Here is a 14867-nt window from a genome sequence, read left to right as displayed (position 1 = left end):
TCGCAAGAGCAATTCATGAATCCCACTCGCAAGCGCCGGCTCACCATTGTCCTTTCTGTTATCGCCGCGGCCGTCGTAGCGATTGGGTTGATCGTGTTCGCCCTGCAGCAGAACATGAACTACCTGTTCACGCCGAGCCAGGTGCAGACAGGCCAGGCCACCAGCTACAAGAACTTCCGTCTGGGCGGCATGGTCAAGGCAGGCTCCATCCAGCGCAGCAACGATTCGTTGAAAGTCACCTTCACCGTCATCGATGCCAGCGGTTCGATGCCGGTGGAATACACCGGCATCCTGCCGGACCTGTTCCGCGACAATCAGTCGGTGATCGCCAGCGGCCATATGGACAACGCACGCTTCATCGCCACCGAAGTGCTGGCCAAGCATGACGAGACTTACATGCCGAAAGAGCTGAAAGACGCCATGGCCAAGGCGCACGAGGGCAAGCAAGTGAATGAAGCCGCCGGGCAGGACAAGCCGCAATGACGCCGGAACTCGGTCAACTCGCGCTGATCCTGGCCCTGCTGCTGGCCGTCGCCCAAGGCGTGCTGCCGCTGATCGGTGCCTGGCGCAACAACCGTGCGCTGATGGCCGTCGCCCGGCCCGCCGCGGCCGGTCAGGCGGTGTTCGTGGCGCTGGCGTTCGGCCTGCTGGTTTGGGCCTTCCTGCAATTCGATTTCTCGGTGCGCTATGTCGCCGACAACTCCAATCTTGCCCTGCCCTGGTACTACCGCGTAGCGGCCGTGTGGGGTGCGCATGAGGGCTCGCTGCTGTTGTGGATCTTTATCCTCAACGTGTGGACGCTGGCGCTTGCCGCGTTGAGCCGGCACCTGCCCGAGGTGTTCGTGGCGCGCGTGCTGGGCGTGCTCGGCCTGGTTGCCGTCGGCTTTCTCGCCTTCATCGTCTTCACCTCCAATCCGTTCGAACGCCTGCTGCCAATGCCAGCCGATGGCGGCGATCTGAATCCGGTGCTGCAAGACCCGGGCATGACCTTCCACCCGCCCGTGCTGTACATGGGTTATGTGGGCTTCTCGGTGGCGTTCGCGTTCTCCATCGCAGCCTTGCTCGGCGGTGAACTGGAACAGGCCTGGGTGCGCTGGGCGCGTCCATGGACCAATGTCGCGTGGGCTTTTCTGTCGGCCGGCATCGTGGCGGGCAGTTGGTGGGCGTATGCCGAGCTGGGCTGGGGCGGCTGGTGGTTCTGGGATCCGGTCGAAAACGCCAGCTTCATGCCATGGCTGGTCGGTGCGGCGCTAATCCATGCACAGGCGGTGACGGAGAAGCGCGGCGGCTTGCGCGCGTGGACCATCCTGCTGTCGATCTTCGCGTTCTCGTTGTCGCTGCTGGGTACCTTTCTGGTGCGCTCGGGCGTGCTCACTTCGGTACATGCGTTCGCGTCCGATCCGAGGCGCGGCCTCTTCATCCTGTGCTTCCTCGCCATCGTGGTCGGTGGCTCCTTGCTGCTGTATGCACTGCGCGCGCCAAAGGTGGCGGGCGGAAAGCCGTTCAGCGTGGTCTCGCGCGAGACCGCCATTCTTGTTGGCAACCTGATGCTCACCGTGGCTGCGGCCATGGTGCTGCTGGGCACGCTGTTCCCCTTGATCGGCGACGCACTGAATCTGGGCAAGATCTCGGTGGGTCCGCCGTATTTCGGCTTCCTGTTCACCCTGTTGATGTTGCCGATCGTGGCGCTGCTGCCGTTCGGTCCGTACCTGCGCTGGGGCAAAGGCGATACCGCGCTGCTCAAGGGCGTGATGCTGCGTGCCGGACTGGCCGCGGCGGCCTGCGCCATCGTCGCGGGCCTGTTGACCGACGGCACCAGCAAGGTGATTGCGGGCACTGCGGCCGCCGTGTGGTGCGGCTTCGGCACCCTGCTCTTTGTGATCAAGCGCTGGCGCGAGATGCCTGCGGGTCGCCGCTACCCCGCCGAGATGGCGGGCATGCTGCTGGCGCACTTTGGCGTGGGCGTATTCCTGGCAGGCGTACTGCTCACCAATGCGCTGAGCGTCGAGCGCGATGTGCGCCTGTCGCCAGGACAGACCGAATCCATCGGCGGCTACGACTTCCGCTTCGACGGTGTGCAGGAAACCACCGGCCCGAACTGGCAAGGCGACCAGGGCACGGTCACGGTGATGCGCAACGGCAAGCAGATCGCCGTGATGCATCCGCAGAAGCGCACGTATACGCGCGGCCAGGTGCAGACCGAGTCGGCAATTGATCCGGGCGTGACACGCGATCTGTACGTGGCCCTGGGCGAACCGATGGATCGCAGCCAACCGGAAGGCGCATGGGCACTGCGCCTGTACGACAAGCCGTTTGTGCGCTGGATTTGGGCCGGCGGCCTGCTCATGATGCTGGGCGGGTTCTTCGCCGCCGCCGATCGTCGCTTCCGCGCCAAGCGCGTAGCGGAAACGTCCGAGGTGCCCGCAGCCGCGCTGCAGGAGTCGCGCGCATGAGTCGCCTGCTGCCGTTCTTCGGCTTTGTGCTGCTGGTGGCGCTGTTCGGCTTCGGCATCTGGTGGAACACCCAACACGATCAGCGTGAAGTGCCGTCGCCGCTGATCAACAAGCCGGCGCCTGCCTTTGTGCTGCCCAGGCTGGATGAGCCCGCGCAGACCGTCAGCCGCGATTCGCTGCTAGGCAAGCCCTACCTCATCAACGTCTTCGCCAGCTGGTGCATCGCCTGCGGTGACGAACATCCGGTGCTGATGACGGACGGCAAGTCCATCGGCGTGCCGCTGATCGGCTACAACTACAAGGACGCCGCGAACGACGCCAAGGCCTGGCTGGCCGAACACGGCAACCCGTACGACATGGTCATCGTCGACCAGGAAGGCCGCACGGCCATCGACTTCGGTGTGTACGGCGCGCCGGAGAGTTTCCTGGTCGATGGCAAGGGCATCATTCGCTACAAACACATCGGGCCGTTGACGCCGGACGTGATCAAGACGGAACTCAGGCCCGCCATCGCGGCGCTGGCGAAGGAAACCTCGCCATGAGTGGACATCGCGCACTGGGTGCGCTTCTGCTGGCGCTGATGTTTTTCACCGGCATCGCGTTTGCGCAGGCGATCGATCCGCTGCCGTTCAAGAATCACGCCGAGGAAGTGCGCTTCCAGAATCTGACGCGTGAACTGCGTTGCCTGGTGTGCCAGAACGAGAATCTGGCCGACTCCAACGCCGACCTTGCCCGCGACCTGCGTCATGAAGTGTTCGATCTGATGCAGTCGGGCAAGAGCGACGACGAGATCAAGCAATATCTGGTCGACCGTTATTCGGACTTCGTGCTGTACGACCCGCCGGTGCAATCCAGCACGCTGCTGCTGTGGTTTGGTCCGCTGGCCATCTTGTTGGCAGGCGCGGTGGTGGTCGTGGTGACGGTGCGCCGTCGCAGTCGCGTGGCGCCGGTCGCCACCATGGATGACAAGTCGACCGACGAAGGGGACGACTGGTGAAACTCGCTTTCTTTCTGATCGCCACGGCGATGATCGCCGTGGCGCTGGCCTTGTTGCTGTTGCCGCTGATCCGTCACGGTCGCCAGCAAGGTCGCCCCCGCAGCATCTTTGTGCTCGCCCTGATGGTGGCGCTCGCCTTGCCGCTGGCCGCCGTCGGGCTGTACCGACTGGTCGGCACGCCGGTGGCGCTGGTTGGCGTGCAACGCCCAGATGCCGCCATGAGCATCGACCAGGCCGTTGGCGAACTGAAGGCGCACCTTGCGCAGAAGCCTGATGACCAGCAGGGCTGGATGCTGCTGGCGCAGACCTACGGCGCCATGCGGCGCCCGTCCGATGCACGCGACGCCTATGACCAGGCGCTGCGCCTGGACCCCAACAACAGCGTGGCCATGGTGGGTTGGGCCGAAGCCGATTCGTTAATTCGCCAGGACCATCGCATCGAAGGCCGTTCGCTCGAGCTGCTGGAGCATGCCGTCAAGCTGGACCCACAAAGCCAGCGTGGCCTGTGGCTGCTCGGCATCAGCCAGTTCCAACATGACCATTACAGCGAAGCTGCCGCCACCTGGCGCCAGCTGCAGCCGCTGCTGGATCCGGACTCCACCGTCGCCAAGGCCGTCAGCGAGCAGATCGCCGTGGCGGACGCCCGCGTGCGCGACGGTGGCAAGCTCGCTCCCGAAGCGCCCGCTGCCGCCGCCACGGACCACGCTCAGGGCCCCGCGCTGCAGGTGCAAATCGCCCTCGCCCCTGCGCTCAAGAGCAAGCTGGCCCCGGGCGACACCCTGTTCGTCTACGCGCGCGCCGAACAAGGCCCGCCGATGCCGCTGGCGGTGGCGCGCCTCGATGCCACGGCCCTGCCCGCCACCGTCACGCTCACCGATGCCATGGGCATGGCACCCCAACTCAAACTATCCTCCGTGCCGCGCGTGTTCGTTGGCGCACGCATCAGCAGGAGCGGCCAGGCCATCGCCCAGGCGGGCGATCTGGAAGGTGATGCCGGTGTTGTCGACGTCAACAACCACACTCCCATCAAGATCAGCATCGACAAGGTTCATAGATGAATCGCGACGCCCGCCGATACTGCGCCCTGCCCTCGCCCTTTGCGATGAAGCGAGGCGGCGAGCTCCACGGCGCCCGCGTTGCCTACGAAACCTGGGGCGAGTTGAGTCCCGCACGCGACAACGCCGTGCTGATCCTCACCGGCCTGTCGCCCAGCGCGCACGCAGCCTCCAACGCTGACGATCCCTCGGCCGGCTGGTGGGAGGCGATGATCGGACCGGGCAAGGCCATCGACACCTCGCGCTGGTTCGTGATCTGCGTGAACTCGCTAGGTAGCGACAAGGGCTCCACCTGCGCCGCATCGATCAATCCGGCCACGGGCGAACCCTATCGTCTCGATTTTCCGGAGCTGTCGCTGGAAGACGTCGCCAACGCGGCGCATGCGGCCGTCAGGGGCCTTGGCATCGAGCAACTGGGCTGCCTGATCGGCTGCTCCATGGGCGGCATGAGCGCGCTGGCTTACATGGTGCTGCACCCGGGCAGCGTGCGCACCCATATCAGCGTCGATACCGCGCCCCAGGCGCAGCCATTCGCCATCGCCATTCGCTCGCTGCAGCGCGAGGCGATCCGGCTCGATCCACATTGGAACCGGGGTCACTACGGCGCCGATAGCTACCCCGAGGACGGCATGAGCATCGCGCGCAAGCTCGGCGTCATCACCTATCGCTCGGCGATGGAATGGAACGGCCGCTTCGCACGCATCCGCCTGGATGCGGAACAACGCGACGACAATCCGTTCGGCCTGGAATTCGAGGTGGAGTCGTATCTCGAAGGACACGCGCAGCGCTTCGTGCGCACGTTCGATCCCAACAGCTACCTCTACCTCTCGCGCGCCAGCGATTGGTTCGACATCGCCGAATACGGTGACGGCAGCGTGCTGGAAGGCCTGAAGCGCATCCGCATCGAGCAGGCCATGGTGATTGGTGTAAGCACCGACATCCTGTTTCCGCTGGAACAGCAGGAACAGATCGCCGAAGGCCTGCGCGCGGCGGGCGCTGCCGTGGAATTCGTGGCGCTGAATTCGCCACAGGGCCACGACGCCTTCCTCGTCGACATCCCCAATTACAGCCGCGCCATTGGCGGATTTCTCAGCAGACTCTGAACGCCCCAAAGCCGTCGCCGCCCCGCGCTGCTAAGATGGCCGGGTAGCACCGCAACCCGAGAACCTCATGCTCACCCTCGATTTCCCCGGCTCCCGCAAACTGATCGATGCCATCGACGCCGCAGTCGCCCACGACAGCACCCGCGACGTCACCGACAGCCTGCGCAACAGCCTCTGCAAGCTCATCCGCGGCCAGGAAGTGCGGCTGCCAGACTGCGTCTTCGAAACCGCCGAAGGCCGCTACGCGCGCCGCGAGCTGTATCGCAGCGAGGAACACGGCTACTGCGTGGTAGCCATGACCTGGGGCCCGGGCCAGGGCACGCCCATTCACGACCACTGCGGCATGTGGTGCGTGGAAGGCGTATGGAGTGGCGCGCTGGAAGTGGTGCAGTACGAGCGCCTGGAAAACGAGAACGGCCTCTATCGCTTCCAGCCGGTGGGCTCGATCCAGGCCGGCCCCGGCTCCGCCGGTAGCCTGATCCCGCCTCATGAGTACCACACCATCCGCAACGCCAGCGACGAGGCTGTCGCCGTCAGCCTGCACATCTATTCGGGCCAGATGACGCACTGCGCGACCTTCCAGCCACTGGACGACAAAGAGCACTACGAGCGCACCGACCGCAAATTGGGGCTCGACCCGGTCCACTGAACCCGGCATAATTAGCGTTCGTTGTGCCGGTGTGGCGGAATGGTAGACGCGGTGGACTCAAAATCCACTGGCAGCGATGTCGTGTAGGTTCGAGTCCTATCACCGGTACCAATGGTTTACGTGAGCTTTAGCAGTACCTGGGCGCTCCGCAATTCGGGATACGCTCCGCAATCCTCACGTCCACCAAGCAAATGAGGCTGCCGAAAGGCGGCTTTTTTTGTGCCCGCCATGTGGCTCGACGGTGCTCGTAGTACGAGGCCGAAAGCGGGTGAGAGCCGCGTCGGCCACTGCGGGTGATACCTATTGCCTGTCGCGGTGAGCCAGACGCAGGCTTGTGGTGACGGACTCTGACCTGGTTACCTGCGGTTACCCGCGAGGGTCCCGTCACAAGCTCCCGAAAAGATGCCCGGCTGGCCTATAAATAGGCCAGCCGGGCACGGTCTTCGACGCGCGAGATCGTAGGTTCGCGCTTCATCGCTCTCGCCTTAGGTCATCTCGACGGCGATGAATACCGATGCGAGGCCACTAACCGCCGCCGCCCTCAGGGTCAGCGATCGCGATGCCATGGCTATCCTTGCCATCAGTACAACCTTGGCCAATCGCCACAAGCGCCAAGCCGGCAGTGCCCCGCTGCCAATGCTGTACTTGACCCGCCCTTGGCCCACTGTCGAACTGACAAGTGCTCGAGAAACCGTCATTTGGCTCGAACGTCCCGCTCCCACCCTCGATGTAATGCCCGCCCGAAGGCTTCGAGGATCCTTTGGGGGCATCAGCTATCGCAACGCCATAGCTTTTCTGCCCATCCGTACAGCCCTGACCGATCGCCGTAGGCGTCACATCGGGAGCATTTGATGGCCAATGCTGCACTTGACCTGCCTTTGGCCCCTTCGTGAACTGGCAGGTCGTCGAGATTCCACCACCCGCCGCACTACTGCCGGGGCCCATCGGGGCTTGGCTGGCATCTTGAGCAAGAGCGGCACCGGATATCACCAGTGCGGAAATGAGTAGCGTCGTGCCTAGGATTCGCATGGAAATACCTCGTAACCAAAATGGGGGATTTATGCGGTCGGTTTGAAGGGCATCGTCCGTGACAATCGACTCTTTACCTTATGCCGCGCGAACGTTTGGTGACCGAGCAGCAGGCCGTGGTGGTCACGAGAAATTCACACCCACGCGTGCGCGACGGCCATATGACGATGGGGGCTGGCTGATACCTGGCTGCGGACTCGCCTGCCGCCAGGCGCAGGCATCATGGCGAATAGCTTCGAAGGCGCTCTCGAAAACGCCACCAGCCTGGCTTACTGAATTGGGCGCCAACCCCGGCCAACAAAAAGCCCCCTACACCGCCTGAATGTCAGGCACCTACCGAAAGCATGGCTGCTGCATGTGCTCACGAGGTTCGACACCCGAGCGGGCCATCGCGCCTAGCCCACTAACGAGCACACACTCACGACGACAGCCCGTTGAACGGTGTCATCGAAGTCCGCCCGCGGCTATGCCGCCTCTCGCTCACTCTGCATCTGTCCAAAGTAAGCATCCGTCACCGTCCGTGGATCACCAGACATGCGGACCTTGCCATGTTCGAGCCAGATGACACGGTTACACGTGTGCAGGATAAGGTCTCGAGAGTGGGAAGCGAGCACGAGGATGTTGGTGGCCTCGACCATTTTGTTCAATCGCGCTTCGGCGCGATGCCTGAAGCCTTCGTCTCCGACGGAAAGCCACTCATCCATCAGCAAGATCTCGGGACGCAGGATAGTCGACACAGCGAACGCCAGGCGCAAATGCATGCCCGAAGAGTAAGTACGCAAGGGCATGTCGATGAAATCACCGAGCTCGGAGAAAGCAATGATTTCGTCTACGTGTTGCCTCATTTTCGCGCGCCCGATGCCAAGCAATGCGCCGCGCGTGTAAATATTTTCTCGCCCAGTGGCTTCGTGATCGATTCCAAGTGAAATATCGATCAATGAGCCAACCTTCCCTTCAATACGGGCGGCTCCAGACGACGGCTCGTAAACACCGCTGAGCACCCTCAATAGAGTGCTCTTCCCGGCGCCGTTGTGGCCCAACAGACCCACCCTGTCCCCATCGCGCAGAGAGAAGGTCAGGTTTTCGAGCGCACGAACCACGACGCGACCTTCGTGGTCTGCCCCAATTTGTCCACCCGTCGCCACCTGAATGAGGCGCTTCTTCAGCGATCGACCACTGGCGTTGTAGATCGCGAAGTCGACACAGACGTTTTTGAATTCAATGAGGGCCATAGTTTCACTTCGGTAACTGCAGATTTGCTCGGAAAGGGTTTGCTATGAAGTTATAACCAATAAGCAATGCGTCGCCGGAAGCTACCGTAGGTAACCAGGGCCAGCGCCCAACCAACCAGCGCGAGCGCACCAGACACCATCCAGCTTGTCGCACTTGGCATATTTCCCAATAACGGGGCGCGAACAATTTCCAGCAAATGGTATACAGGGTTGAAATTAAGAAGGTATACGGAAGCCTGTTTCGGCAGGCTTGCTGGCAACCACACAATCGGGGTCAGGTAGAACAAGACCTGCAATGCACTGGCCACGATTTGCGCCAAGTCTCGATAGCGAGTACATACAACCCCTAAAATCAACGTCATCCATGTCAGGTTGAGTAAGAGAAGCGCATAGCCGGCGATCGAAAGGAATATTACGAGGTGTACAGACTTTCCGACCGCGATAAGTACGATTGGAAATATAAGCAAGTTGTGGCCAAGCATTATCATGTTGCGCCACATCATGCGAAGGATGTGAACAAACAAGGGAATGGGCAGTTGCTTGATGATGGCGTCTGAAGCAATGAAGCTGGAACATCCTTCATTGATGACAGTCGATATGAAGCCCCATAAAATAATGCCACTCGCGAGGGATGGCAGAAATTCAGTCATCGAGGCCTTGAAAATGGACCCGAAGACGATCCCAATGGTTCCGATCATGACGCCCATGCTGATCGTCAGCCAGAGCGGGCCGAGAGTCGATCTGCGGTAACGCTGACGCACATCCTGCCAGCCAAGAATGCCGACAAGTGACAGGCGACGTGCGGCTGCCGCGATGTCAGACATCGCGGTCACAGATGAAGGTTTGTACATGACGGCTAACTTTTCAGGGGACTAAATGAGTCTAATCCATTGTGATCGGACATTCATCAGACCTGCCTAAATCAAGCTTAATCATGACACTTTGCCCTCAATATCCTTGCGCGTAACTTACACAACTGCGTCTCTTTAGTTATATTGCCGTCATATCTGAGTTGACGATGCGTATGGAAAGGTTAGATAAGAAGCCTATGGCACCTGAACTCCCTCCAACGACAGCGCCACGCAAGCCTCGTTGCCCGGCTCCTACTACCCGGACGTTGATATGGCAAACGCGATATTAATGAACGCTTCATTTGCCGTCAGGCACGGCATTAACCCAACAACGTTACATCCAAGCGTCAATCATGTTGCTGATTGGCAATAATTCAATAACTGAAAACCTATACGACGAAATTGCATTGCTGGTGGCCACATGTATAGCCACCAATTAGCGTCAAGTCTCACAAGTGAGAATGGATTTCTCACCGCCAAAGCCGCCCTTGGCAACGCCCGCAAAGACTACGGCACGCATCCGTGGATGCATTATCTCCTGCTGTCGAAAACGACGATTCAATGAGCCGGCGATCTTCGCCGGATAGCGCCTCACGTCCGTCGCTTGTCCCAATTGGCCGCATGGCTCAACCAGCGACCGAGCGATCAACTCACAACCGTGGACCCTACGATATATCTGCTGGCACCAGGCCTGTGGGCAGTAAGGGGCCTTGGGGGCCCTGCTCACGAGGCTCACTCCGTGCCCTGACACCGCAGCGCGACGCGTCGGTCGCCGCATTGCGAGGTACTGCGGGCGAAACTTTAAAACATGACTCGTTCCATCCGGGGAAACGGCATGGATCGCAGCACATCACTATGAATGAGCGAAGAACCTTCTGGGAGCTAGAGGATCTTCGGCCACACGGGATGGGCGTGCCACGTGGATGGCTGCCGCGTGGGCGTTCAGGCGACTTCCGCGCTTTTGGGCCGACTAGCCTGTCCCCGTATCGTTGTTGGGATCACGGCGATCGAGTTCTCCCAGCAACGCCTCCAGAGCATCGAGGCGACCGACCAGCTCCTGGCGCTGCGCTGAGCTGTCGTCGGCGGATTCACTGGCGTTGTCGCCAAGCAGGCGAAGCGCACCATGAATTCGATGCAGGATGTCGCGCTGGGATTCAACATCACCACATTGCACGGCTTGATCGAGAGCAATGAGGTCGTTGCGACTCGCGTCAAGAAGTCCACGCAGCACATGCTTGACCTGTTGCGTGGAGCCAAATACTTCCAGAAGTGATTGAATACGTTGGTGGGCTGAATCAGAGCCGCCGACCTCAGCGCGTGGATGCTCGGAGGGCATATGCGCCAGACACGCAGACAACATGGCACCCAGATCGTCGAGCTTGACGGGTTTGGCGAGAAACTCATCCATGCCGGCTTCGCGGCAACGAGTGACTTCCTCGGGCAAGGCACTGGCCGACAGCGCGACGATCGGCAGACGACTGGTGCCGTCCTTCTCGCGTTCGCGGATACGTCGCGCCAGCGCAAACCCATCCAGCACGGGCATATGGCAATCGGTAATGAGTAGATCGTAGTGCCCGACAGCCAACGCCTCGAGCGCTTGCAGCCCATTTTCGACCATGGTGTGTGCGTAGCCCAGACGTTCCAGCTGCCGACTTATCACGGCACGATTGGTCGGATGGTCTTCCGCAACAAGAATGCGGGCTCCATGTGTGACGGAAACTGCAGCCGGCGCGGTCGTGCGTTGCGGTGTTGGCAATCCAAGCACGGCGTGACATGCGTCCACCGCCGATCGCCACAGCAAGGGATGGCCGCTGAGGATCACCTGGCCATCGTCCACGTAGAAGCCACGCGGATCGGGCGCGTCAGTGAGCTGAATCGTGCGAGCGCCATCTGGCATGACTCCACTTCGCGCCAGATCCGCGTCGACAGCAAAAAGGTCGAAATCTTTCGCCGCAAAGTCGCGCAAATCGTTCGCGTCGGCGCCCACAACGCTCATACCCATGGCCGAGAACATGTTGGAAAGTTCGCGTTCGAGCATGAGATCGCGCGTGCACAGCAAGGCTGCTTTCCCAGCCATGGCGGGTTGGGGCTGAAGCGCACGGTTCACAGGTAGCACGACCTCAAAAATGGCCTGCGTGCCAAAACCCACAGCGCTGGTCAAGCGGACTTCTCCATCCATCATATGGGCGAGCTGATTGCTTATGCTCAGTCCAAGGCCAGTACCACCGTAACGCCTTGTCGTGGAGATCTCGGCCTGGACGAATGGGTGAAACAGACGCCCAAGCTGCTCTTCGGAAATGCCAATACCGGTATCCATCACGATGATGCTCAGGCGATGACCTTCTGCCGATTCGCCGAGCAGTTCCATGCGTAGTTCGACATGTCCCTTCTCCGTGAACTTGAGCGCGTTGCTGAGCAGATTGGTGATGATCTGCCGCACGCGAGTCATATCACCCCGATATTCCGCCGCGAGCCGCCAATCGAGCACAGCGTATAAACGGACTCCTTTCTCCTGCGCACGAGCAGCGAACAGACCGAGCACGCCGTCTGCCAGCGCACGGGGATCAAAAGGATGGATGTCCAGCATCAACCGACCTGCCTCGATCCGGGAAAAGTCGAGAATGTCATCCAAAATCTGCAACAGCACGCCGGCCGAGTCGTGCACCATGTCGATCATGTGCAGTTGCTCTCGGTCCAGCGGTGTCTTGTCGAGTAATTCGATCAGGCCGAGCACACCGGCCATCGGCGTGCGGATCTCGTGACTCATCATGGCCAAGAACGCGCCATTGGCGGCAAACGCCGCTTCAGCAACGGCCTTGGCCTCGACCAGCGCCTGCGCCTGTTCCTTTTCCCGTGTTATGTCAGTGCAGAAGATGCTGCAGGACACGGCGCCTGGCGCTTCCGCGCGTGGCACGCCGGCCGAGGCCCGGACCCAGCGAACACCGGTGGGCGTGTTGACGCGGAACTCCACCATTTCCGGGCCACGACCTTCCAGCAGGTGATCGATAGTCTCTTGCACAACCGGCCTGTCCTCGACAGGCATAACGTCGAAGGGGCGTCGGCGGCCTTGCATCATCTCCTCGTAGGTCAGGCCGAATAGCGCTTCGATCGGTCCGCTGATGTACTCATAGGCGGCTGTTCCATCCACGCTGTAGCGGGCCCGCATAACGACACCCGGCAAGCTGTCGTTGGTGTCGATAATCCGCTGCTCAGACGCGGTTGCACGAGCCTCCGCTTTACGGAGATCGCTTACATCGACCACGGTTCCGAGTAGACCGACGCCTTGATCCGATCCGCGCAGGAAAGTGTGCAGCCACAGAAGTACGTCGCGCGTGGTATCCGCGTCACCCGAGGCGCTCATGTGCAGCTCCCGGCGAACTTCGCCGCCCTGGCTCAATACTTCCAGGTCAGCGCCATGTAGCGCTTCGGCGTTAAGGTCCTTCCCATGTCGCGTCTCGATCAGCGTTCGTCCGAGCAAGTGGGTGCGCGAACAGTCGAACATTTTCTCGTAGGCGTGATTGATGGCGATGTAGCGCGCCTCTGCGTCCTTGACGAACACCGGGTACGGAATGGATTCCAGCAAGGCCTGCTGGAACGCCAGCTGGATCGCGAGCTCCCTTTCCGCCAGCTGCCGTGCGTACATGAGGCGGCGCAAGCGGGTATACGCAAAGCTGATGATCGCCAGCACCGCGAGGGCGACGAGCATGCCGAGCAGCACCCACTTCCACGGCACGCCATAGTTGTATTCCGTGGTCAGCCAACGACTGCGGATCGCCATCCGCTGCTGATCCTTCACTCTCGCCAACACGCGATTGATCAGTGGCATCAGCTGACCGTAGCGCTTGTTGAGGCCTACGGTGAAATCCTGGTCATCGCCAGCCGGCCCCATGATTCGCAAGGTCGTGTAGCGGTTGCGAATCAAATTGTCGATGGCTGGAAGCGTGCCGATATAGGCATCGGCCCTGCCCGACGCCACCAGCCCCAGACCCGCCTCATTGCTGCCTACAGGGCGCAAACGACTATGCGGCATGAGTAGCTGATACCGAGGCATGGTCTCCTCGCGCATCGCGACCACGTGCCCGGCGAGATCCTCGGGGCCGGCGATGCTGCGGTTGTTGGCCTTGGCCACGATGACTTCGGGAAAGTGCTCGTAGGGACGGCTGAAGACCATGTCCTCGACGCGGAAATCTTCCGGCATGGCGGCCACCACCATGTCCACTTCGTTCGCGCGGACCATACGCTGCAACCCGGCAGAATCATTCGCCGGGACCGGTTGGATGCGTAGGCCAAGTTGTTGCCGGAAAATCTCTACATAGTCTGCGGCCAGACCGTCGAAGCGCCCCTGGCTGCTGAGAAACGTGTAGGGATAGCGATCGATCTCGAACCCGACGCGCAGCGGCGGCAATGCCTTTAGCAAGGCCCGATCTTCCGCACTCAGGCCAACTGCCGCCGGAATCAGGAGGTTGACTTCGGCACGCAGCCCCCAGCGTTCGCGCAAGCTGTCCAACTCCTCGGCAGCCAGACTGGCCTCGGCCTTCCGCAGCAGTTGCACGAGCATGGGTTGCCCACGCGGTATCGCCATGGCGACGGATACCGGTGGAAAGTTGATCGGAGTGATGACGGCGAGATCGTCGCTGGCACGCTCGTCCAACAACGTGCGTACACGCGCCAACGGCGTGCCGAGATAGGCATCGGCCTGGCCGGCCGTCAGCATGTCCATCGCCTGGCGACCGTCGTTCGCGAATACCAGGGTCGCCTGCGGGAAGCGCCCCGCCAACTGGACGGCCAAGTTGCGGTACGGTCGCTCGATGACAATGCGCGTGTGTTTCAGGTCTTGCTCGTCGCGAATCTGCTCATCGCCCTTACGAGTGACCAGGATCAGTGGCCCGGTCTCATAGGGCGTCAGGAAATCGAAACGCCCCTCGCTCACCTCACTCGTCACCATGCCTAGCAGCAGGCCGTAAGGCGGTGGTTCCGATGGGCCGCCAAAGGCAACCGCATCCAGGTCGGTAAACGGACGAAACTCCAGCCGCATCCCCAATCGCCCGGCCAACAGCCGCGCATAGTCCACGCCGAAGCCGGCTGGACGGCCAGCCACCCAGGTCTCCATGGGCAAATGGTCACCCGCCAGGACCCCCACCTGAATCACGGGATGACTGTCCCGCCAAGCTTCTTCCTCTGGCGTAAGTCGGATCGGCACACTCGTCACCACCTTGTCAGGGGATGCCGTACTGCTTTGTGCGACTTCACTTTGACCGGCGAGAGCTGTCGCACACACTCCTAGCGAGCACGACAGCAGCAGGCATCTCAGCCAGGCTCCCCAAGGCCTGCTTATTGCGCCAAGCGGGGGCAATAGAGCGTTGATTTACCTGTTGCCGCAAGAGCCGACGTTTGCGTTCATGGATGCGCTCAAGAGTCGAACGTGCTCGCGAAGTCTGGAGCTTACTTGGGGGGCCTACGCACCCTCCATCAGAATTGTCTGAAGATGACCTAAGTTT

10 protein-coding genes and 1 tRNA gene are annotated in these 14867 nt (G+C 61.3%); 8 read left to right on the top strand and 3 right to left on the bottom strand.

Annotation, left to right across the window (positions count from 1 at the left end):
• Nucleotides 1-15 precede the first annotated feature (15 nt).
• From ccmE to OUZ30_RS07470, 8 genes are all read left to right on the top strand, one after another.
• On the top strand, nucleotides 16-483 hold the full coding sequence (ccmE, locus tag OUZ30_RS07505) for a cytochrome c maturation protein CcmE (protein WP_266181612.1): 468 nt from the start codon (nucleotides 16-18) through the stop codon (nucleotides 481-483).
• Nucleotides 480-2453, top strand: a complete 1974-nt coding sequence (locus tag OUZ30_RS07500; RefSeq protein ID WP_266181611.1) for a heme lyase CcmF/NrfE family subunit — start codon at nucleotides 480-482, stop codon at nucleotides 2451-2453. The genes ccmE and OUZ30_RS07500 overlap by 4 nt, the downstream gene beginning before the upstream one ends.
• Nucleotides 2450-2995 (top strand): DsbE family thiol:disulfide interchange protein, encoded by a 546-nt coding sequence (locus OUZ30_RS07495; RefSeq protein WP_266181610.1) that lies wholly within the window; start codon nucleotides 2450-2452, stop codon nucleotides 2993-2995. The genes OUZ30_RS07500 and OUZ30_RS07495 overlap by 4 nt, the downstream gene beginning before the upstream one ends.
• Nucleotides 2992-3450, top strand: coding sequence for a cytochrome c-type biogenesis protein (locus OUZ30_RS07490; protein ID WP_266181609.1), 459 nt, complete (start codon nucleotides 2992-2994; stop codon nucleotides 3448-3450). The genes OUZ30_RS07495 and OUZ30_RS07490 overlap by 4 nt, the downstream gene beginning before the upstream one ends.
• The gene (locus OUZ30_RS07485; protein WP_266181607.1) at nucleotides 3447-4508 is read left to right on the top strand and encodes a tetratricopeptide repeat protein; all 1062 of its coding nucleotides are present in this window, start codon (nucleotides 3447-3449) and stop codon (nucleotides 4506-4508) included. The genes OUZ30_RS07490 and OUZ30_RS07485 overlap by 4 nt, the downstream gene beginning before the upstream one ends.
• On the top strand, nucleotides 4505-5608 hold the full coding sequence (metX, locus tag OUZ30_RS07480; RefSeq protein ID WP_266181606.1) for a homoserine O-acetyltransferase MetX: 1104 nt from the start codon (nucleotides 4505-4507) through the stop codon (nucleotides 5606-5608). Before OUZ30_RS07485 ends, metX begins: the two co-directional genes overlap by 4 nt.
• 67 nt (nucleotides 5609-5675) lie before the next feature.
• Complete coding sequence (locus tag OUZ30_RS07475; RefSeq protein WP_266181605.1) at nucleotides 5676-6257, top strand: cysteine dioxygenase family protein; 582 nt, start codon at nucleotides 5676-5678, stop codon at nucleotides 6255-6257.
• A 25-nt stretch (nucleotides 6258-6282) separates the two neighbouring features.
• A tRNA-Leu gene (locus OUZ30_RS07470) sits at nucleotides 6283-6368 on the top strand.
• Between the two features lie 1382 nt (nucleotides 6369-7750).
• On the opposite strand, the gene OUZ30_RS07465 is transcribed toward OUZ30_RS07470, so the two are convergent.
• The 3 genes from OUZ30_RS07465 to OUZ30_RS07455 form a co-directional block, all read right to left on the bottom strand.
• Nucleotides 7751-8518, bottom strand: a complete 768-nt coding sequence (locus OUZ30_RS07465) for an ABC transporter ATP-binding protein (protein WP_266181604.1) — start codon at nucleotides 8516-8518, stop codon at nucleotides 7751-7753.
• Nucleotides 8519-8568: 50 nt separating this feature from the next.
• Nucleotides 8569-9369, bottom strand: a complete 801-nt coding sequence (locus OUZ30_RS07460; protein WP_266181603.1) for an ABC transporter permease — start codon at nucleotides 9367-9369, stop codon at nucleotides 8569-8571.
• A gap of 970 nt (nucleotides 9370-10339) precedes the next feature.
• The gene (locus OUZ30_RS07455) at nucleotides 10340-14569 is read right to left on the bottom strand and encodes a transporter substrate-binding domain-containing protein (protein WP_266181602.1); all 4230 of its coding nucleotides are present in this window, start codon (nucleotides 14567-14569) and stop codon (nucleotides 10340-10342) included.
• Nucleotides 14570-14867: the final 298 nt, after the last annotated feature.

This window comes from Dyella humicola, assembly GCF_026283945.1.
Lineage (GTDB): Bacteria > Pseudomonadota > Gammaproteobacteria > Xanthomonadales > Rhodanobacteraceae > Dyella > Dyella humicola.
Note: the sequence above shows the minus strand (reverse complement) of the source record. Positions and strands in the feature narration are given on the sequence as shown.